This window comes from Providencia sp. Me31A (assembly GCF_050487165.1).
Lineage (GTDB): Bacteria > Pseudomonadota > Gammaproteobacteria > Enterobacterales > Enterobacteriaceae > Providencia.
This window is the reverse complement of the sequence record NZ_JBKQGZ010000008.1, coordinates 118,760-140,928: the sequence shown is the minus strand read 5'-3', so window position 1 is coordinate 140,928 and position 22,169 is coordinate 118,760. Positions and strand designations below refer to the sequence as shown.

The following is a 22,169-nucleotide window of genomic DNA, read 5'->3' as shown; positions in this document are numbered from 1 at the left end:
ACCTTAATCAAGGGTAATTTATAAAAATAAGGCTATTAACTAAATTATTGTATCGCTAACATAATACATAAAATAATATCCACTATTGTTATATCAGCAAGGAGTCTTTATGAAACGTGCAGTTGTGGTCTTTAGCGGGGGCCAAGACTCAACAACCTGCCTTATTCAGGCTTTACAAAACTATGATGAAGTCCATTGTGTAACTTTTGACTATGGCCAACGCCATCGCCAAGAAATCGAAGTCGCACAACAATTAAGTGCATCACTTGGTGCTAGTGCTCATAAGGTTTTAGACGTTACCTTACTTAATGAATTAGCCATCAGTAGCTTAACGCGTGATAATATCCCAGTGCCTGATTTTGCAGAAAGTGAATCGAGCGGTCTGCCTAGCACTTTTGTTCCTGGGCGCAATATTTTATTTCTTACACTTGCAGCAATATACGCCTATCAAGTTCAAGCAGAAGCAGTAATCACAGGCGTATGTGAAACAGATTTTTCTGGCTACCCAGATTGCCGCGATGAATTTGTCAAAGCACTTAATCATGCAATTGACCTTGGTTTAGCTAAAAATATTCGTTTCGAAACGCCACTAATGTGGCTCAATAAAGCACAAACTTGGGCTCTTGCTGACAGTTATGGTCACCTTAATACCATTAGGCAACAAACACTCACTTGCTATAATGGCATTCAAGGGGACGGTTGTGGCGATTGTGCAGCCTGTCATTTAAGAAGCAAAGGTTTAAATGAGTATTTAAATAACCGAGATGCTGTAATGCAATCATTAAAACAGCAATTACAGCAAGCTAAATAAAGGCATCAAATATATTTTCCTACTTAATAGTATGCATATTAAGTAGGTTAGTTTTGAATAAAATCATCAACACCTGTCTTAAATGACTCCAATTTTTCGCGCAATTCATCGTCTATGACAATGGCTTTGTTCTCGATATTATCAATAAATACAAATGTCACATAGGCATCAGATACTACCTCAGATACCCCAGACTTATTACGGATAATTTGTTGATAACATACCGCACTCTTAGAGCCTATTTTATCCATACGTGTTACAACAGTAAGCTCATCACCTAGTAAAACTCCTTGAATATAATTTACGTTAATATTCACCGCAGCCATAGTAAGATTGTTTTTCAGCGCCCAACTTATGAAATTGTGTTTATTCATCCACTGCCAGCGATCAGCTTCATAGAACTCTAAATAGCGGGCATTATTAACATGCTGGAAAACATCAATATGATAACCATGAACTTTAATATGTGTAGTCATAACAACTCCGACCAGTCTATTTTCAAGTAACATAAAAATAACAAATGTACGGAAAATATGCTGAATGAATATCAATAATAAGACTTAGATCGCAAATTATTTTCAATATATTAGTTTATTAGCTTAATAATTAACCACCATCATTTAAACCCCATACAATAGTATGGGGTTCCTTTGGTCACAGAGCTAACTTATCTTTATTTTTTTCTAAGAATGACGGTCCAATCCCCTGAACTTCTAAAAGATTTTCAACAGAATTGAACGCACCGTATTTTTGCCGATATTCAACAATCGCTTTCGCTTTTTGCTTACCGATGCCAATCAGTTTTTGTGCCAGTTCCTCTTCACCTGCTGAGTTAATGTTTACTTTATCTGTTTGTTCATGGTTAATTGTTAGCGGGCTACTGTTTAGCTGCTTGCCTTGAACCACAGCCGTTGTCGTCTTTTCAGGTTCAACTTTCTTTGCAAAAGAAAGAGAAGAAAATGAGCATAATAAAGAAAGAAGCAGAACAATACCCAGTCTGCATTTATTTACTGTATTCCATAACATAATTGTTCTCCTGTGTAGATTGAAGAACAACATTGCCACAGAAAAATACCAAGTACTTTTCAATGGTTTCAAAAATACGAAAGGCCACCCAAAGGTGGCCTTAACTTCTTGAATATTGCAATGCTAGTTGCGAAGTAGCTCGCAGTTATTCCATATTCAGGATTTCAATTTTTGCATTTTCACGCAAGTTGAGCATTAACGCTTCATTAACAGCGGAACTCATCGCACCTTGGTATTCACGAGATAATTGTTTCAATTCGTCTTCTGTTGGTTGTCCTAATGTGACTTTATCCAACTGAATAACAACAAAATTATCTAATTCATCACGCGCCGTTGCATACGTTGGTTTGCCATCAATAGGTTCAGCCATTGCCATAGCCGCATTAATAATTGCAGTTTGTGGCATTAAGCGAGAGACCGTTTGAACATCTGTAAATTTAACACCAGCAGCGTTCAAAGCCTCTTCACCTTTCCCTGCTTTTAACTCAGACAGAAGTTTGTCACCTGCGGCTTTAAGTTCAGCATCCGCTTTCTGACGCTTAACCAACGTTTCGATTGCAGGTTTAACGGTATCAAAAGGCTCAACACTTTCTGGCTTATACTCGGTTACACGTACCACAAATGCACGATCACCTTCCACATTGATTACGTCAGAGTTAATGCCTTTAGTTCCATTTTTATCAACTAAACGATCGCTAAATACTTCATTAACGACTTTAGGGAAATTAAGTGCAGCAGGTGGATTATTACGATCAAACCAATCTGTAGTCACAGCTTTTAAACCTGATGCAGATTCAACAGAAACCAATGATTCCATATCACTGGTTGCAGCTTCACTGACTTTTTGCTGTAAGTCATAGAATTGCTTGATATTCTTATCTTGCAGTAAGCTCGTTTTAATGCTTTCTTCAACTTGCTCAAGTGGTTTAATTGACTCGGGCTTGATGTCATCTAAACGAAAAATAACATAGTTATTTCCCGATTTAATAGGCGCTGAAAGTTGGCCTTTCTCTGTCAATTTTGCATCCGCAATTTCACTCGGAGTCGATGCCGCTTCCATCCAACCAATCAGGCCTTTCTGACCTGCACTGAATTTATCCGTTGATTTTTCAGCTACCAATGTTGCAAAGTCAGCACCTGCTTTCAATTCATTAAGAATATCATTCGCCTCTTTTTCTGACGCCACTTGGAGCATGCTATACTGTTTTTGCTCTGCCTGAGTATAATTTTTCAGGTTTTGCTCATAATACGCTTTTACTTCTTCGTTAGATACTGTTGCACCTGGCATGGATGCAGCATCCATTTCTACATAACTTACCTTCACACTTTCAGGTGAAATAAAGCTGTTTTGGTTAGCATCATAATATGCTTTTAGCTCTTCTTCTGTAGCGGTTTGTTTAGCTTGAAGATCAGCTAAAGATAAGGTTGCAGTACGTATTTCACGCTCTTGCATGAACAATTGTGCATAAGCTTTTACTTCAGATGGCAAAGCGAAGTCAGTGCCCGTAAAAGTTTTACCTAACTGTGCGCGTGTTAAATCTTGGCGAATTTGCGCCGCAAAGTTATCTGCATTGATATTGTAACGATTTAAAATCTCACGATATTTATCACTATCAAACCGGCCATCAGTTTGGAACACAGGCATTGAGAAAATATATTGCTCAATTTGCTGATCACTTGCAGAGAGGTTTAATTCATTAGCATATTGATTAATTAATTCGTTATTAATTAAGTTATCAAGTGCTTGGCGGCGCAACATATTCATACTCTCTTCATTGCTAGCAACCTCTGAGAATTTATCTCCCAAATATTCTTGCAATGATTGGCGCTCCTGCTGGAAAGCCTGCTGGAGCTGCTCTCTACTTATTGGCTGGCCGTTAACCTCAGCGGCATTGTTTACACTATTGCCGCCAATTCCGCCCATCATAACGCCACCCAACACGAATGAAAGGATAATCAGCGCTAGTATTATTTTGAGCACAGGACTATTTGCCTTTGTGCGTAAATTTTCCATCATAAAAAGGCTTAACTCCGCTTTGTTGAATTCAATTTCCTAATAATACGCTAATCTTAACTCAGAAAGAAAAAAAAGCGCACCATTTCCATGATGCGCTCATATATTAGCTGATTAAAGGCATTCCGTCAGTTTGAGTTTTCGCAAAAATGCAAGAAAGACAAACTAAAATACTTAATTAGCTATTAACAGCGTCTTTAAGACCCTTACCTGGACGGAAAGCAGGAACTTTCGCCGCAGCGATTTTAATTTCTTTACCCGTTTGTGGGTTACGGCCTGTACGTGCTGCACGCTCACGAACAGAGAAAGTACCAAAGCCAACTAGAGCAACATCGTCTCCTTTACTTAAAGAACCCGTTACAGTAGCAACGAACGCGTCAACAACACGACCTGCTGCAGCTTTAGAAATATTCGCATCAGAAGCAATTTGATCAATCAGTTGAGCTTTATTCACTCTTATCATCCCCATATTAGTTGGAATATAAATCTCTTAATTAACTATAACTGTTATTAGTATAGTTGATTAATGATGCAGCCGTTATATCAATCCTGATTACCAATGGCAAGAGAACAGATTACATACAAACAAATTATCAGAATCATCGTTAAATTAGCGATGAAAAAAAAGGCTGACAAGCCCTAAATTAGCTGTCAGCCTTAATTTTATACAAACTTCTTGATTTAGCTCACTCTTTTAGCTTTCTTTTTGACAACTTCCGCCCCAAAAGGCGGGTTAACTAAAGCCAAAGAAAGTACTTCATCAATAGTTTTTACAGGATGAATCTCTAAATCAGCAATCACATTTTGAGGAATTTCTTCCAAATCACGTTCGTTTTCTTTAGGGATTAATACCGTTTTAATCCCTCCTCGGTGTGCCGCCAATAATTTCTCTTTTAAGCCACCAATTGGGAAAACAAGTCCTCTCAACGTAATTTCCCCCGTCATAGCAACATCTGCTCTAACTGGGTTCCCCGTTAAACAAGAAACTAGTGCGGTAGACATCGCAATACCAGCACTTGGGCCATCTTTTGGTGTTGCCCCTTCTGGCACGTGAACATGAATGTCACGTTTTTCATAGAAATCGCTGTTAATACCCAGTTTTTCTGCGCGAGCTCTCACAACCGTTAAAGCGGTTTGAATAGACTCTTGCATCACTTCACCTAAAGAACCTGTATAAGTTAGCTTACCCTTACCAGGCACACATGCTGTCTCGATGGTAAGTAAGTCACCACCAACCTCAGTCCATGCTAGACCAGTGACTTGCCCCACTCGGTTTTCAGTGTCAGCTTGGCCATAGTCAAAGCGACGCACCCCTAAGTAATCTTTTAAGTTGTCAGCATTGATTTCAATGTGCTTAAGTTTTTTGTCCATCAATAACGCTTTAACTGCTTTACGGCATAATTTAGAAATTTCACGTTCCAAACTACGCACACCAGCCTCACGAGTATAATAACGAATAATACTCATCAGGGCGCTATCATCGATGGTCAACTCACCTTTTTTCAAGGCGTTACGTTCAATCTGCTTAGACAACAAGTGTTTTTTCGCAATATTCAGTTTTTCATCTTCCGTATAACCAGAAAGGCGAATAACTTCCATACGATCTAACAATGGCGCAGGGATATTCATCGAGTTCGAGGTAGCGACAAACATCACATCAGACAGATCGTAATCAACCTCCAAATAGTGGTCGTTAAATGCGATATTCTGTTCTGGGTCAAGTACCTCTAACAATGCTGAAGCAGGGTCTCCACGCATATCAGACGACATTTTGTCTATCTCATCCAATAAGAATAGTGGGTTTTTTACCCCAACTTTAGCCATTTTCTGGATAAGCTTACCTGGCATCGAACCAATATAGGTACGACGGTGACCACGAATTTCCGCTTCATCACGTACACCACCAAGCGCCATACGGGTATATTCACGACCCGTAGCTTTGGCAATAGACTGCCCCAGAGAGGTTTTACCTACACCTGGAGGCCCGACTAAACACAGGATTGGACCTTTGATTTTACTCACACGGCTTTGTACCGCAAGATATTCAAGAATACGGTCTTTCACACGTTCTAAACCATAATGGTCAGTATCCAAAACCTCTTGTGCTTTGACTAAATCTTTTTTGACTTTACTGCGTTTATGCCACGGTACTTGTACCATCCAGTCAATATAACTGCGCACGACTGTCGCTTCAGCAGACATTGGAGACATCATTTTCAGCTTCTGCAATTCTGCTTCCGCTTTTTCTTGAGCCTCTTTTGGCATTTTCGCTTCTTCGATTTTACGTTTCAGCGATTCATATTCATCTGGTGCATCATCCATTTCACCCAGCTCTTTCTGAATCGCTTTCATTTGCTCGTTCAGATAATACTCACGCTGGCTTTTTTCCATCTGTTTTTTAACACGATTACGGATGCGTTTTTCCACTTGCAGCAACTCAGTTTCTGATTCCATCATGGCCATCAGAAATTCAACACGTTCAGCTATATTTGCCATTTCTAAAACGCGTTGTTTGTCTGCTAATTTCAGCGGCATATGGGATGCAATGGTATCCGCTAATTTATCCAGTTGATCCTGTTCTATCGCATGCAGTGCGGTTAATACTTCTGGTGGGATCTTTTTATTCAGTTTAATATAGCTTTCAAACTGGCTAACGATAGTACGGTATAATACTTCGTTTTCTTTTTCATCAAGTTCACTTGACGGCTGAGAACCCGCAGTTGTTTCATCGTAAACTGCGTTTTCAGCGTGTTTATCTTGCTCTGTCGCTAAATACTCTGCTTGCGCTAAGAAATATTCACCGTTATCAGTCAAACTCGTAATACGTGCGCGTTTTAATCCTTCAACAAGGACTTTTACTGTACCATCAGGTAGTTTTAGCATCTGAATAACCGATGCAACAGTACCTACAGCAAATAAATCATTCACCCCAGGCTCATCAGTCGAGGCTTCTTTTTGCGCAACCAACATTACTTGCTTGTCATGATCCATCGCTGCTTCCAGACTGTGAATGGATTTTTCACGTCCAACAAACAGTGGGATCACCATATGTGGGTATACCACTACATCACGCAGAGGCAATACTGGTATTTCAATGCGTTCGGAACGCTCAGGATTCATAAAGCTCTCTCTTCGTTTAGCTTTCGCTAGTTTAAGGGTTTCTGTCGCTTGCTCTAAACTTATTCATCAAAACTTATTCATTAAAACAAGGAAACCACACCTCAGAATATAAACTATATGGGGACAAGATTTTAGCATTCAATAGCTAGTTAAACATAAAAAACAAAATGAGGGAAAACCCTCATTTTGTTTGATTGATTATTGAACGCTTTTTGATAGATTAGTTATCACCAGATGCTTGTGCATCCGGTTTACTATAAATCAATAGAGGTTCAGACTGTTCGTTAATGACATTTTCATCAACAACAACTTTCTCAACATCACTCATTGATGGAAGATCATACATTGTATTTAGCAACGCAGCTTCAACAATTGAACGTAATCCTCGAGCACCGGTTTTACGTGCCATTGCTTTTTTCGCAATGGCTTTTAACGCGTCTTCACGGAACTCAAGCTCAGTTCCTTCAAGGCTAAATAGTGCTTGGTACTGCTTAGTTAAGGCGTTCTTTGGCTCTTGTAAAATTTGAATCAGTGCTTCTTCACTCAATTCAGTCAAGGTAGCCACGACTGGCAAACGACCGATAAACTCAGGGATTAAACCAAATTTGATTAAATCTTCTGGTTCAGCTTGAGTGAGTAACTCCCCCTCAGTCGCTTTATCTGATTCGCCTTTAACTTCAGCGGCAAAGCCAATTCCAGAGCGAGTGTTCAGACGTTGCCCGATAACTTTGTCAAGCCCTGCAAACGCACCACCACAAATAAACAGAATTTTTGATGTATCTACTTGCAAAAATTCTTGCTGAGGGTGCTTACGCCCCCCTTGAGGTGGAACTGCTGCAACAGTTCCTTCAATTAGTTTCAGAAGTGCTTGCTGCACACCTTCACCCGACACATCTCGAGTAATAGATGGGTTATCTGATTTACGTGAAATCTTGTCAATTTCATCAATGTATACAATACCACGTTGTGCCTTTTCTACATCATAGTCGCACTTTTGCAGTAATTTCTGAATGATATTTTCAACATCTTCACCGACATAACCTGCTTCAGTTAATGTCGTTGCATCTGCCATCGTAAATGGCACATCCAAGTAACGAGCTAAGGTTTCAGCTAATAATGTTTTACCACTCCCCGTAGGGCCAATGAGTAGAATATTACTTTTACCTAATTCAACGCCATCACTGGTTTTATCACCATTGCGTAGACGTTTATAGTGGTTATATACCGCAACAGCTAAGACTTTTTTCGCCTTTTCTTGACCGATAACATAATCATCAAGATGCTGCCTTATTTCATGTGGAGTCGGCAATTCACTGCGCTCGCGATGCGGTGCTAGCTCCTTGATTTCTTCACGGATGATGTCGAGACACAAGTCCACACATTCATCACAAATATAGACTGACGGACCGGCAATCAGCTTGCGGACTTCATGCTGACTTTTCCCGCAGAAAGAACAGTACAGCAATTTTCCCGTCCCCTCTTTGCGTTTTTCTGTCATCAGTTGACCTCACTTTTATTCATATTACTTTGTTTTATTAAGTTAAAAACCCAGAACAAAGCAACGATTTTCTTAAAATAGTTTATGGTATAAATTAATTATACCAAAAGTTAACCTATTAGCGGCTGCTATAAATTTGGTCGACTAAACCATACTCTTTCGCTTCATTTGCTGACAAGAAACGGTCACGTTCTGTGTCACGGCTAATTTCTTCAATTGATTTGCCTGTATGTAAAGCCATTAGCTCATTCATACGAGATTTTACTTTGAGGATCTCTTGAGCATGAATTTCAATATCCGTCGCCTGACCTTGATATCCGCCTAGTGGCTGGTGGATCATCACACGTGAATTTGGTAAGCAAAAACGTTTACCCTTTGTACCCGCTGTTAATAAAAAAGCCCCCATGGAACACGCTTGCCCCATACAAATAGTACTGACATCGGGCTTAATAAATTGCATGGTGTCATAAATTGACATCCCAGCGGTAATCACACCGCCTGGCGAGTTAATATACAGTTGAATATCTTTTTCAGGGTTTTCTGCTTCGAGGAATAACATTTGTGCGACAATTAAGTTCGCCATATGGTCTTCCACTTGACCTGTCAGGAAGATAATACGTTCTTTTAATAGACGTGAGTAAATGTCATATGAGCGCTCACCACGAGAGGTTTGCTCTATGACCATAGGCACAAGGGCCATTTGGGATGCTAGCTGTTCCTGACTGCCAAAATGTGACATCGAAATCTCCTATTAAAAACGTTCTGGTGCTTGCGCCTAATTTGCTGTCTGTCCGCTATATTGAGCAGAGATCGTGCCACAAACAACTGTCTTTAAAAAACTCCCTGTGTCTGCAGGCTGTAGATACCCTCTTATTTTATCTATTCTAGTTGTATTTAACCTAATAATGGATAAACAAGAAAGAAATGCAGCTAAGTTTACCGCAGTAAACAAGACGCTCATTAAATTAGTTTAACACAAGTCTATCTGGTTACACCGATTATCCCATCAGAAAACCATAACCGATTATCAAAAGCTGCGAAATAACCCATTTGGTTGGTATCATCACTTTCTACAATATTAAACTAATTAAACTAGTTCAAAGCACAATTAAAGCTCTCATCATACAGATCACTGTTCATGCTACTTGAAGTATAGAAGTTATAATTAGGGTTCAAATATGATTTTCAAGGCTAACCTAAGTCAAATTTATAAAAGTGATAATTTAAAGACATTAATCGACAAAAAACCCGTAGTAATACACCACGGGTTTCATTGTTTCATACAGCAAAAAGAAAATTAACCAGCTTGAACTTGGTTCATCAGTTCAGTGAAGTTAGTTTCTTTTTCTGTCACTTTAGCTACAGCAAGTATAGTTTCAACCGCTTGTTCTTCTAAAGCTAAGTTACGAACGCTGTTCATCAGCTCTTCGTTTTTGCTATAGTATTCGATGACTTCAGCTGGATCTTCGTATGCAGATGCCATTTCTTCGATCAGCACTTTAACGCGATCTTCGTCAGCTTTCAGTTCATTTTTGTTGATAACTTCGCCTAACAGCAGGCCAATGACAACGCGACGTTTTGCTTGTTCTTCAAACAGTTCACGTGGTAATTCCATAGCTTGTTTTTCGTTGCCACCAAAACGCTGTGCCGCTTGACGACGCAGAACATCGATTTCACCGTCAACAACCGCTGCTGGAACTTCGATGTCATTTGCTTTGATCAAACCATCTAAAACTTGCGCTTTAACACGGTTACGAACTGCATTTTTCAGTTCACGTTCCATGTTTTTACGAACTTCTGCACGCAGACCATCTAAAGAACCATCAGCGATACCAAAACGCTTGATGAATTCTTCAGTGAATTCTGGCAGTTCACGTTGTTCTACTTTCTTCAGAACGATAGCAAATTTTGCAGCTTTACCTTTCAGGTTTTCAGCGTGGTAGTCTTCAGGGAAGTTAACTTCGATGTCGAATTCTTCACCCGCTTTGTGACCAACAATGCCATCTTCAAAACCAGGGATCATACGGCCTTCGCCCATAACTAATGCGAAATCTTCAGCTTTTCCGCCTTCGAATTCTTCACCGTCGATAGAACCTGTAAAGTTGATAGTGATGCGTGAATCTGCAGTTGCAGCTTCTTCAACTTCTTTCCACTGCGCTTGTTGCTTACGCAGAGTTTCTAACATGTTTTCCAGATCTTCATCTTTTACTGAAACAGCGGGTTTTTCCACTTCGATAGTTTCTAAGCCTGCTAATTCGATTTCTGGATAAACTTCGAATTCAACTGAATAAACAAAATCTTTACCATCTTCGAGTTGCTCTGGCTTATAGCTAGGCGCACCTGCTGGATTAATTTTTTGTTCAATGATAGCGTTGATGAAGTTACGTTGCATCACATCGCCCAGAACGTCTTGCATAACAGACGCACCGTAACGTTGTTTAACGATGTTCATTGGTACTTTTCCTTTACGGAAACCATCAACACGTACTTTCTTAGCAACACTAACTAGCTCGCTATTTACTGCTTTTTCAATATCAGTGGCAGGAACGGTGATTGTTACACGACGCCCAAGGCCTTGAGTCGTTTCAACAGAAACTTGCATCTTCTTACCTCAAAATAAATCTTAGTGATCGGTCTACTCCAGAGTTATGCCATTAAATCATAATGGCTGTCTCCCTTCCAGAACCGGGGGCGTTACTTTCATAACGGTCAATCCCTGATATCAGAAGCGTCCCGAAACCTTACTGAAAATTAGACGCAGCATTATACCGATGCATGCGCCCTGAGTCGAGAAAAGCCGAGAAAAGAAGCGATTTTTCCTCTTTATTTGTGACTTTTCTGACTAAAATTCTTATTTTTTCACCCAAATTGAAGAAAAAATACCCACAAATCCCACGATGGGGTATGAGAAAAAACAGCAACTATCGCCTCAACTTATTTATTGAAACTAAAAATTACCGATTAGCACCGCCGACTCCACGACATGCAGGTGATTTTAACGCGGTATCAGCAAGCTCATCCCATTCTGTTTGGGTATAAGTATGCAAAGCAAGGGCGTGGATACCTCCCGATAATTCATCAGCTAAAATAGCATAAATTTCGCGATGGCGAGCAAGCATTCGTTTATTTTCAAAATGATCACTTACTAACACCACTTTAAAATGGCTTTCTGAACCCGGCAACACATTGTGTTGATGGCTTTCATTGATCACATCTAAATATGACGGCGTAAATGCCGCCTGTAATTTTTGGCTCACTCGTGATTGCATACTTTGGGATGCATTAGCGACCATAAAATACTCCTTAATTTAAGGTTATGCTCTAGCATTGCTAAAATCAGTAAACTCTATTGCGCACGATGATTATTGCTATCTTCTTTATTATAAAAATATCCGATATTGACGCGGAATGTTATGATAACGACACACCAAAGCGAATTTTTTCAAAAACTGTTGTCTAATAATTTAAGATAAATAAGCCGCAAAGCTTTATATTGCATGATGGCTACCCGCACCATAACGAAACATTATCAATTAGGAAAGATGAACTGGAAAAAATTATGTTAAAAAAACTGTGTTTTCCACTTTTAGGGTTATTTCTTCTTGCCGGCTGTGCAACCAGCAGCAATACATTATCACTTGAGCCAAAAATAGCTTTGCCTGCGAAAAATCCAACACTAAATGCCACTTCAATTAGTGTCAGTAGTGTCGATAACCGAACCAGTAAATCATTAGCAGAAGTCAACCGTAATGGTAGTTTAGTCGTGCTTAATCCTTCTCGTGACCCTCGCTACTTAATGCAAGAAGCAGTGGAAAAACAAATGGCTGCTCGCGGTTTCATGGTGACATCACCTGCCAATGTGAATTTAGTCGTCCAATTAAATAAATTAGACACTCAAGTTTCTGAAGGTAGCTTCCGTCATAATATTACCGTCAACTCCAGTGTCAGTATCACTGCGACAGCGCCAAATGGGTCAACAAAGACACGGTCGTTTACACGCAATTTTAATACCCAAGAATTGTTGGCCGCCAATAATGATAAAATCGAAGCTGCCATTAATAGTGCATTAGCTGACTTAATTGCAGATATGGCAACAGATCAAGAAATCACCGATTTTATCAGACAAAATTCACGTTATTAATCGAGTCATACAGACTATTACGTATTAAGCTGTCCAAGTTTTAAATGAAATGACTTGGATAGCATAGCGCGGCCAATACCTCTGCGGCGCAATGTATTGCAGCAATATCTCATCAGGTAAGAGGGCACGATGCCACGTTTTACACTACCCAATAATATTACTCTCATTCTTTTAGGCTTTGTCTCAGGTCTACCTTTAGCCTTAACAGCTGGCACATTGCAAGCTTGGTTAACCGTTGAAAATGTGGATATTAAAACCATTGGTTTCTTTTCCTTAGTTGGGCAAGCCTATGTATTAAAATTTCTCTGGTCACCCATGATGGACCGCTATACCCCACCATTTCTGGGTCGTCGCCGTGGCTGGCTGCTAACCACCCAAGTTCTTCTTATTATTAGTATTGCAGCTATGGGTTTCATGAATCCATCAGAACATCTATGGTACCTAGCAACTTTAGCCGTCACAGTTGCATTTTGCTCCGCTTCACAAGATATTGTTTTTGATGCCTATAAAACGGATTTACTCAGTGCCGAAGAACGGGGTATTGGTGCGGCAACATCGGTTATGGGTTATCGAATCAGTATGTTGGTTTCTGGGGGGCTTGCTCTTTGGCTGGCTGATAAATTCTTAACATGGAAGCAACTGTATATTGTCATGGCAGCCCTGATGCTAATCGGTGTAGTTGCTACTTTGCTCGCCAAAGAGCCAGAAGAGAATAGCGCTCCTCCTACCTCACTGAAAAAAGCGATTTATGACCCTCTCGCTGAATTTTTTAGCCGTAATAATGCTTGGTTAATTTTATTATTATTAGTTTTTTATAAGCTTGGTGATGCCTTTGTCATGGCACTCAACACTAACTTTTTATTAAATGCATTAGGGTTTAGCTTAAGTGAAGTAGGTACAGTCAATAAAACAGTGGGTATGTCAGCCACTATTATAGGTGCGTTATTGGGTGGCTATATCATGAAAAACATGAGTTTATTTAGGGCGCTGTTTCTATTTGGATTATTACAAGGCGGCTCAAATATTGGGTATTGGTTCCTTGCTGTCACCCCCCCTCATATCCTAACCATGGGATCAATTATTTTCCTTGAAAATCTTTTTTCCGGTATGGGAACCGCCGCCTTTGTCGCATTACTCATGACATTGTGTAATAAATCATTATCAGCAACCCAGTTTGCTCTACTTTCAGCACTTTCTGCTGTGGGGCGTGTCTATATTGGCCCTGTTGCCAGTATTTTTGTCAGTAACTACGGCTGGCCACTGTTCTATTTGATCTCTATTGGTGTTGCGGTTCCAGGTATATTACTACTGTTAGCCTGCCGTACCTCATTAATTTACACACAAACAACTGGGCTATTCCAGCGCCGTGAGCTGTTTGCTAATGGCTACCGTGTTGCCGTATACGCATTGATCGCCGGCGCAAGCTGCCTTGCTATTTGGCTGCTTTCATTACTCATATTTTCATTTAGTGGAGTGAAAATATATTTGTTCACCGAACAAATTGCGCTTTGGTTAGCTATCCCTAGCTACCAAAACCTTATTTTTAATACGGGTATCAGTATTGGAGCTGTCAGTTTGATCATTGGCGGTAGTTTAGATTTCCTTGCTGTCCGTAAAACTGTTCACCAGTAACCATATTATTAATTCCTTTTATTATCTATCTGACTAATTCCCTAAACTAATAAGTTATATTTAGGGAATTAACTCATTGCATTTCAAAAACCTAAAATAGACAACCTCACTGAAGCCACTACCCATCCGTGATACCGATCACCAAATAGATGTAAAATATTTCTTAATTGCAACTTTAAAGACTAATATATCAAAAGTTACAAATTAGTCAGTTAACACATTAACCAATGGCTTAACACTCAACCTTGTTAATTATTAAGAAAAATTATTCATTATGAGAAAAATAACTTATTTTGCCGCCTTAATTTCTATAGCAGGAACAGCGTATTCTGACGATATTATTGGCTATAAAAATGGCTTTGCTGATATCAATATTAACTATTTAGACTGGTCACACCGCACTGAAACTAAAACTGAAACCACCTCTCACAAAAAAGATTTTGCCTATATTGAGCTTGAAGGCGGTGCAAATTTTAAATGGGGTGAATTATACGGTTTTTTTGATGTAGAAAATCCGCTTCACACTCAGCACACCGATTCTGGGCGTAATCGCCGCTATACCATCAAAACCACCGGTCGCTTCTATTTAGGTGATACAGGTTTCAACCTATACGGTCATGTTTATGGAACTTGGTCACTACCGGGTGCTAAATACGGTGGGAATTTCCATGATGTAAACACTTTATATGGCATCGGTTATAACACGGCCTTTGGTAATTTATGGTTTAAACCGTTTATCGCACTAAATTACACAGACCAAACATTCTATTCAGGAAATAATGGTTACACCGCAGGTTGGGTTGCTGGTTACAATTTCAGCATATTAGAAGAAAATTTCATGATAACTAACTGGCATGAAATGGAGTTCGCAAGAAATAAGCGCTATAACGGAGGTAAGCGCGATGGGATAAATGGTGCCTTGGCTTTTTGGTGGAATGCGACAGAAAACCTTTCAGCTGGTGTCCAATATCGCTATGCTGACAATAAATTAGGCGATACTTTTTATCAAGATGCAATCATTTATACATTAAAATACACCTTCTAATCACTATTAGAAAACTGCATTACTTCTTTAATTATTTTTCTTTTTTATCAGCGAGGTAATCATTTTTCTTTACAATTTTGCCGATAAAGTTGCTAAAACGGCTTTATCGGCAACAAAAATAGTAATTTCCCTTAGCTCATTGCTTATGTTTCATATCAGTTTTGCTGTTTTTTTATTTCTTTTGTATATATTTTCCTTTGAAAAATTACCAAGATAATTTAGTATTAATTGAGTTTTATCAATGCATGCTTACAAATTGCACTAATTTTAACTTTTTCTTTATAAGCTCTTTACATGTGATCATATTAACATAAAGAGCTAACAATTCCGTTTCTTTACCTTACAATCATTTACACTCGCATAACCTTACCGTAAAATGCCCGCACTGATGAAACGACAATTAGATTCTTGTCATTTGGGGTCGTGGATGAGACTTATGAACTACAAAAAAAGCATCGGAGCAATCTCACTAGCTGTAGCAGCCTTATTACTAGGCGGTTGCGATATGGTGTTGATGGATCCAAAAGGCGCCGTTGGCGTCAAACAAAAAGAGCTAATTCTTATTGCAATTGGCTTAATGCTACTTGTTGTTATTCCTGTTATTTTTATGACGATTATCTTCGCTAGAAAATACCGTGAATCCAACACGTCAGCAACTTACCGTCCTAACTGGGCTCACTCGAATAAAATTGAGCTAGTCTGCTGGACAGTTCCTATCATCATTATCATTATTCTAGGTACTATCACTTGGAAGACGACACATGAGCTGGACCCATATCAGCCATTAGTGAGTGATCAGGAACCTATTACCATTGAAGTTATTTCAGCTGACTGGAAATGGATATTTATTTATCCAGAGCAAGGCATTGCAACAGTTAACGAAATCGCATTCCCTACCGGTGTGCCAGTTAACTTCAAAATCACGTCAGATTCGGTGATGAATTCATTCTTCATTCCATCTTTAGGTGGCCAAATCTACGCGATGGCAGGTATGCAAACAAAACTTCACTTAATCGCTAATGAACCTGGTACTTATAAAGGCTTCTCCGCAAGCTATAGCGGCCACGGTTTCTCAGACATGAAGTTCAATGCTATTGCAACACCTGACCGCCAAGGTTTTGATGAGTGGGTACAAAAGGTAAAAGCTTCTCCTAAAACAATGGATACCATGCAGGCATTCGACGAAGTCGCTAAGCCAAGCATGAACGTTCCTGTTACCTACTTCTCAAGCGTGAAACCTAATCTTTATAACGATATCGTTCTGAAGTTTGGTCATGAGCACCATAAAGGTCACGCTCCTGTAGAGTCAAAAGAAGAATCTACAGGTCATTCTATGCATATGAGCCATAACGCTCATGCAGCAGGCGCTGAGGAATAAGGGCATGTTCGGAAAATTAACACTAGATGCAGTTCCGCTCCATGAGCCGATTATCGTTGTTACGCTGATTGCTATCGTCCTAGGTGGACTTTGCTTGGTCGGTGCGATCTCCTACTTCGGTAAGTGGAAATGGCTGTGGAAAGAATGGTTAACCTCTGTTGACCATAAAAAAATTGGTGTCATGTACATCATCGTAGCTATGGTCATGTTGTTCCGTGGCTTTGCAGATGCGATCATGATGCGTGGTCAGCAGGTTCTTGCTTCTGCTGGCCAAGAGGGATTCTTAAACCCTCACCACTACGACCAAATCTTTACCGCACACGGCGTTATCATGATTTTCTTCATGGCAACGCCATTTGTTGTCGGTCTGATGAACCTCGTTGTACCTCTACAAATTGGTGCTCGCGACGTTGCCTTCCCATTCCTTAACTCATTGAGCTTCTGGTTCTTTGTAGTCGGTGTTGTTTTAATCAACATCTCTTTAGGGGTAGGTGAATTCGCGCAAACTGGTTGGTTGGCTTATCCACCATTGTCCGGCTTGGAGTACAATCCTGGAGTTGGGGTCGATTATTGGCTCTGGAGCCTTCAAATATCCGGTATTGGTACGTTATTAACAGGGGTTAACTTTATTGCGACTATTATCCGTATGCGTACGCCGGGTATGTCGATGATGAAAATGCCTGTATTTAGCTGGGCTGCATTATGTACTAACGTACTGATTGTTGCTGCATTCCCTATTTTAACGGTCACACTAACTCTTCTGACGTTAGATCGTTATTTAGGTACCCATTTCTTCACTAATGATATGGGCGGCAATATGATGATGTACATCAACCTGATCTGGGCATGGGGTCACCCTGAGGTATATATCCTTGTTCTGCCAGTGTTCGGTGTATTCTCTGAAGTTGCAGCAACTTTCTCAAGAAAACGTTTGTTCGGTTATACCTCGCTCGTTTGGGCTACAATCGTTATTACCGTAATGTCCTTCATCGTTTGGTTACACCACTTCTTTACGATGGGTTCAGGGGCAAACGTCAACGCTTTCTTCGGTATCGCTACAATGATTATCGCAATCCCTACTGGGGTTAAGATCTTCAACTGGCTGTTTACCATGTACCAAGGCCGTATCGAGTTTAAATCGCCAATGCTGTGGACTATCGGTTTCATCATCACCTTCTCAGTAGGTGGTATGACGGGCGTTCTGTTGGCCGTACCAGGTGCAAACTTCGTTCTTCACAACAGCTTATTCCTGATTGCTCACTTCCATAACGTGATCATCGGTGGTGTTGTATTCGGTTGTTTCGCGGGTATGACTTATTGGTTCCCGAAAGCTTACGGTTTCACACTGAATGAGAAATGGGGTGTTCGTGCCTTCTGGTTCTGGATCACCGGTTTCTTCTTAGCATTCATGCCGTTATACATTCTTGGCTTTATGGGTATGACTCGTCGTTTAAGTCAGAATATTGACCCGACTTATCACACAATGCTAGTGGTTGCAGCGGGCGGTGCAGCATTAATCGCGCTCGGTATTGCATGCCAAGTTATCCAAATCATTGTGAGTATCCGTGACCGTCATGAAAACCGTGATTTAACGGGTGACCCGTGGGGTGGACGTACACTTGAGTGGGCAACATCTTCTCCACCACCATTCTATAACTTTGCGATTGAGCCACATGTTCAAACCCGTGATGCTTGGTGGGATCTGAAAGAAAAAGGTCTTGCTCATAAGAAACCTACTTCATATGAAGAAATTCATATGCCAAAAAATACAGGCGCAGGCGTTATCATCGCTGCATTCAGCTTGATTTTAGGTTTTGCAATGATCTGGCACATCTGGTGGATGGCAATTATTGGTTTCGGTGGAATGATCGTAACTTGGATTGCAAAAAGCTTCGACGAAGATGTTGATTACTACGTACCTGTGGCTGAAATCGAACAAATCGAGAATAAGCACTTTGAAGAATTACGTAAGGCAGGTGTGAACGATGTCAACTAATACAATGACTAACCAAAATATTGCCCATGCAGAGCATGGGCACCACGATGCAGGTGGTACGAAAGTATTCGGTTTCTGGCTCTATATCATGAGCGACTTGATCCTGTTTGCTTGTTTGTTTGCTACCTATGTTGTTTTGGCCGATGGAACTGCTGGCGGTCCCGCTGGTAAAGATATCTTCAGTCTGAAATTCGTATTAGGCGAAACTTTCTTACTTTTAGTAAGTAGTATCACCTACGGTTTCGCAATGATTGCGATGCACAAAGGAAAAATCGGTGCAGTTAACTTATGGCTGTTCGCGACATTCCTGTTAGGTCTTGGCTTCGTTATCATGGAAGTCTACGAGTTCCATGAACTGATTGCTGAGGGCTTTGGCCCTGACCGTAGCGGCTTCTTATCTGGCTTTTTTGCTCTGGTTGCAACCCACGGTCTGCACGTATCTGCGGGTCTGATTTGGATTATTATTATGATGATCCAAGTGACTCGTCGTGGTCTGACTGACGTAAACCAAACACGTTTGAACTGCCTAAGCTTGTTCTGGCACTTCTTAGATGTGGTTTGGATTTGTGTATTTACCGTTGTTTATCTTCTGGGGGCTATTTAAATGAGTCATGCAAAAGATGCTCACACTGGAGCAAGCCACGGTAGCGTTAAGACATACCTGATTGGCTTTATTCTGTCAGTCATCCTAACGGTTATTCCGTTCTGGATGGTGATGGAAGGCACAGCGTCAACTTCAACCATTCTTTGGACTGTTGTTGGCATGGCAGTCGTGCAAATCCTAGTTCACTTAGTATGTTTCTTACATATGAATACCTCATCTGATGAGCGTTGGAACTTGGTTGCATTTCTGTTTACCATGTTAATTATCGGCATTGTTGTTGTCGGCTCGCTGTGGATTATGTACAACCTGAACATCAATATGATGCTCGACTAAAGAGTTGCCGATATGTTTAAGCAATACCTGCAAGTGACCAAACCAGGAATTATATTCGGAAACTTGATTTCTGTGATCGGTGGTTTTCTCTTGGCCTCAAAAGGGTCAATTGATTACCCACTGTTCGTTGCGACTTTACTGGGTGTATCGCTGGTCGTAGCTTCTGGTTGTGTTTTTAACAACTATATCGACCGTGATATCGACCGTATCATGGAAAGAACGAAGAATCGCCCTTTAGTTAAAGGGCTGATTGACCCGAAAGTTAGCCTGATTTACGCTACTGCATTAGGTATTGCTGGCATGGTGCTGCTACTCGTAGCAGCCAATGCCTTGGCAATGCTGCTTGCAGTTATCGGTTTCATTGTTTATGTAGGTATTTATAGCCTATATATGAAACGTAAGTCAGTTTATGGCACGTTGATTGGCAGCCTATCTGGTGCAGCGCCACCGGTTATTGGTTATTGTGCTGTTACAAATGAATTTGATGCAGGTGCTTTGATTCTGTTATTAATTTTCAGCTTGTGGCAGATGCCTCATTCTTATGCCATTGCTATCTTCCGCTTCAAGGATTATAAAGCCGCAAACATTCCTGTTTTACCGGTTATCAAGGGGATATCTGTCGCTAAGACACATATCTTCTTATATATCCTCGCATTCATGGTGGCGACACTCATGTTAGCTATCAGTGGTTATGCGGGCTATAAGTATTTAGTCGTCGGTGCAGCAGTCAGCTTATGGTGGCTCGGTATGGCAATTTCTGGTTTCAAAACCGAAAATGACGACCGTGTCTGGGCAAGAAAATTATTCATTTTCTCAATTGTTGCTATAACCGCATTGAGCGTAATGATGTCTGTTGACCCTACCATTTCAAGTGATACGGTGATAGCACTCGTCAGATAATTTACCTGTTAGCTCTTAAACGGCGGGATTCCCCGCCGTTTTCATTTGTTATTCACTGCGTTAGCAACTCATTTTTACTTATTCTGCCTACCCTTATGAATCAATTTTATGGTTAAATAGCCGCTTACTACCTATAAGCTAGATATTAAATACACCATTAAAGTATTAATCTGCTGATTTAAAAAGATCATAGCAGACGAAACATCTTAGAAAACATACATAAATGTGTGACTAAGAACAAAAGACCAATACCACACCGTTCGAATTATGAAGAATAAAGATGAATGATAACAAAATGACGTCAGCAGAACTTCGCTCAACTTGGGGATTAGGTTCTGTTTTTTCCTTGCGTATGCTTGGCATGTTTATGGTTTTACCCATTTTGACTAGCTATGGAATGCATTTACAAGGCGCCAATGAATTTTTAGTCGGTGTCGCTATTGGTATCTACGGTCTTAGCCAAGCCATTTTTCAAGTCCCTTTTGGTTTGATGTCAGATAAAATTGGACGCAAGCCGTTAATCATTATTGGCTTAGTCACTTTTATCATCGGTAGTATTGTTGCTGCGTTAAGTGACTCGATTTGGGGTATTATCATTGGTCGAGCTCTGCAAGGCGCAGGGGCTATTTCTGCTGCGGTAATGGCATTGCTTTCCGACCTCACCCGTGAGCAAAATCGAACCAAAGCGATGGCATTTTTAGGGATTAGCTTTGGTCTGACATTTGCTATCGCATTAGTTTTAGGTCCAATCATTACCCATATTATTGGTTTAAGTGGCCTATTTTGGGGAATTGCACTTTTGGCAGCCGGAGCTATTGCGCTTACTATTTTTGTAGTCCCAGATACAAATATCCATGTTTTAAATCGTGAGTCTGCATTTGTCCAAGGTAACTTAAAAACGGTATTAGCTCAGCCACAGTTACTTAAATTAAATATTGGCATTTTATGTTTGCATACCTTATTGATGTCGAGTTTTGTCGCGTTGCCATTAATTATGACAGAAGCCGGTTTTTTAGCACCTGATCATTGGAAAGCCTACTTAGTCACAATGCTCATTGCCTTTGTCACTGTTTTGCCTTTTATTATTTACGCTGAAAAGTACCGCAAGATGAAGCAAGTCTTCCTCTTCTGTATCGCATTGCTCGCCGCAGCTGAGGTGACATTATGGCTTTCAGGTAATCACTTATGGGTAATATTCTTAGGTATCCAACTGTTTTTTATCGCTTTTAATATTATGGAAGCCATTTTACCCTCACTGATCAGTAAGGAAGCACCTGCGGGTTATAAAGGAACGGCTATGGGGGTTTACTCCACCAGCCAATTTTTAGGTGTCGCCATCGGCGGTATTGTGGGTGGGTGGCTGTATAACTTTGAGGGCGCGAGTACGGTCTTTATTGGCGGTTTAGTTTTAACTATTATCTGGTTTATCATTAGCCTTACGATGCAACAGCCCCCTTATGTCAGTAGTATTCGTATCGAATTACCTAAACACATTAAAGATACCCGTGCTCTTGAACAGGAGTTACAGGCGCAAAATGGAGTCATGGAAGCATTAGTGATAGACGAAGAATTAAGTGCTTACGTTAAAGTGGATAGAAAAATTATCAATCGAGAACAACTTGAGGCCATCATTAATCAATAAGCCAAAGTTAGCCCGTAAAAACGGGCTAA

19 protein-coding genes are annotated in these 22,169 nt (G+C 40.3%); 10 read left to right on the top strand and 9 right to left on the bottom strand.

All coding sequences use genetic code 11. The features are described from left to right. Nucleotides 1-109: 109 nt before the first annotated feature. Nucleotides 110-811 (top strand): 7-cyano-7-deazaguanine synthase QueC, encoded by a 702-nt coding sequence (gene queC / locus ACLPIE_RS08365; RefSeq protein ID WP_430261065.1) that lies wholly within the window; start codon nt 110-112, stop codon nt 809-811. A gap of 47 nt (nt 812-858) precedes the next feature. On the opposite strand, the gene ACLPIE_RS08360 is transcribed toward queC, so the two are convergent. The 9 genes from ACLPIE_RS08360 to bolA form a co-directional block, all read right to left on the bottom strand. Next, the gene (locus tag ACLPIE_RS08360) at nt 859-1,287 is read right to left on the bottom strand and encodes an acyl-CoA thioesterase (protein WP_430261064.1); all 429 of its coding nucleotides are present in this window, start codon (nt 1,285-1,287) and stop codon (nt 859-861) included. A 178-nt stretch (nt 1,288-1,465) separates the two neighbouring features. Then, complete coding sequence (locus ACLPIE_RS08355; protein ID WP_430261063.1) at nt 1,466-1,837, bottom strand: ComEA family DNA-binding protein; 372 nt, start codon at nt 1,835-1,837, stop codon at nt 1,466-1,468. Nucleotides 1,838-1,982: 145 nt separating this feature from the next. Continuing rightward, the gene (ppiD, locus tag ACLPIE_RS08350; protein ID WP_430261062.1) at nt 1,983-3,854 is read right to left on the bottom strand and encodes a peptidylprolyl isomerase; all 1,872 of its coding nucleotides are present in this window, start codon (nt 3,852-3,854) and stop codon (nt 1,983-1,985) included. 175 nt (nt 3,855-4,029) lie between these two features. Further along, nucleotides 4,030-4,305, bottom strand: a complete 276-nt coding sequence (gene hupB, locus ACLPIE_RS08345) for a nucleoid-associated protein HU-beta (RefSeq protein ID WP_004914513.1) — start codon at nt 4,303-4,305, stop codon at nt 4,030-4,032. A 227-nt stretch (nt 4,306-4,532) separates the two neighbouring features. Beyond that, nucleotides 4,533-6,971, bottom strand: a complete 2,439-nt coding sequence (gene lon / locus ACLPIE_RS08340) for an endopeptidase La (RefSeq protein ID WP_430261061.1) — start codon at nt 6,969-6,971, stop codon at nt 4,533-4,535. Between the two features lie 220 nt (nt 6,972-7,191). Beyond that, nucleotides 7,192-8,469 carry an ATP-dependent protease ATP-binding subunit ClpX gene (gene clpX / locus ACLPIE_RS08335; RefSeq protein WP_430261060.1) on the bottom strand — a complete coding sequence of 426 codons (1,278 nt, stop codon included), beginning with the start codon at nt 8,467-8,469 and terminating at the stop codon, nt 7,192-7,194. A gap of 118 nt (nt 8,470-8,587) precedes the next feature. Beyond that, nucleotides 8,588-9,208, bottom strand: coding sequence for an ATP-dependent Clp endopeptidase proteolytic subunit ClpP (gene clpP, locus ACLPIE_RS08330; RefSeq protein WP_430261059.1), 621 nt, complete (start codon nt 9,206-9,208; stop codon nt 8,588-8,590). Nucleotides 9,209-9,766: 558 nt separating this feature from the next. Continuing rightward, on the bottom strand, nt 9,767-11,071 hold the full coding sequence (tig, locus tag ACLPIE_RS08325) for a trigger factor (protein ID WP_430261058.1): 1,305 nt from the start codon (nt 11,069-11,071) through the stop codon (nt 9,767-9,769). Nucleotides 11,072-11,423: 352 nt separating this feature from the next. Continuing rightward, nucleotides 11,424-11,762, bottom strand: coding sequence for a transcriptional regulator BolA (gene bolA, locus ACLPIE_RS08320; RefSeq protein WP_430261057.1), 339 nt, complete (start codon nt 11,760-11,762; stop codon nt 11,424-11,426). A 266-nt stretch (nt 11,763-12,028) separates the two neighbouring features. Between bolA and ACLPIE_RS08315 the strand changes: the two genes are divergently transcribed. The 9 genes from ACLPIE_RS08315 to ACLPIE_RS08275 all read left to right on the top strand — a co-directional run bounded on the left by ACLPIE_RS08315 (nt 12,029) and on the right by ACLPIE_RS08275 (nt 22,140). Next, entirely contained in the window at nt 12,029-12,610 is a 582-nt protein-coding gene (locus ACLPIE_RS08315) for a YajG family lipoprotein (RefSeq protein WP_430261056.1), read from the top strand. A 129-nt stretch (nt 12,611-12,739) separates the two neighbouring features. Further along, complete coding sequence (locus ACLPIE_RS08310; protein ID WP_430261055.1) at nt 12,740-14,242, top strand: AmpG family muropeptide MFS transporter; 1,503 nt, start codon at nt 12,740-12,742, stop codon at nt 14,240-14,242. 274 nt (nt 14,243-14,516) lie between these two features. Further along, nucleotides 14,517-15,287 (top strand): nucleoside-specific channel-forming Tsx family protein, encoded by a 771-nt coding sequence (locus ACLPIE_RS08305; RefSeq protein ID WP_430261054.1) that lies wholly within the window; start codon nt 14,517-14,519, stop codon nt 15,285-15,287. 427 nt (nt 15,288-15,714) lie between these two features. Next, complete coding sequence (gene cyoA, locus ACLPIE_RS08300; protein ID WP_430261053.1) at nt 15,715-16,665, top strand: cytochrome o ubiquinol oxidase subunit II; 951 nt, start codon at nt 15,715-15,717, stop codon at nt 16,663-16,665. 4 nt (nt 16,666-16,669) lie between these two features. Continuing rightward, complete coding sequence (cyoB, locus tag ACLPIE_RS08295) at nt 16,670-18,661, top strand: cytochrome o ubiquinol oxidase subunit I (protein ID WP_430261052.1); 1,992 nt, start codon at nt 16,670-16,672, stop codon at nt 18,659-18,661. Next, the gene (locus ACLPIE_RS08290; RefSeq protein ID WP_430261051.1) at nt 18,651-19,265 is read left to right on the top strand and encodes a cytochrome o ubiquinol oxidase subunit III; all 615 of its coding nucleotides are present in this window, start codon (nt 18,651-18,653) and stop codon (nt 19,263-19,265) included. Before cyoB ends, ACLPIE_RS08290 begins: the two co-directional genes overlap by 11 nt. Further along, the gene (locus tag ACLPIE_RS08285) at nt 19,266-19,598 is read left to right on the top strand and encodes a cytochrome o ubiquinol oxidase subunit IV (RefSeq protein WP_430261050.1); all 333 of its coding nucleotides are present in this window, start codon (nt 19,266-19,268) and stop codon (nt 19,596-19,598) included. 12 nt (nt 19,599-19,610) lie between these two features. After that, nucleotides 19,611-20,498 (top strand): heme o synthase, encoded by an 888-nt coding sequence (cyoE, locus tag ACLPIE_RS08280; protein WP_430261049.1) that lies wholly within the window; start codon nt 19,611-19,613, stop codon nt 20,496-20,498. 280 nt (nt 20,499-20,778) lie between these two features. Next, the gene (locus tag ACLPIE_RS08275; RefSeq protein ID WP_430261048.1) at nt 20,779-22,140 is read left to right on the top strand and encodes an MFS transporter; all 1,362 of its coding nucleotides are present in this window, start codon (nt 20,779-20,781) and stop codon (nt 22,138-22,140) included. Nucleotides 22,141-22,169 lie beyond the last annotated feature (29 nt).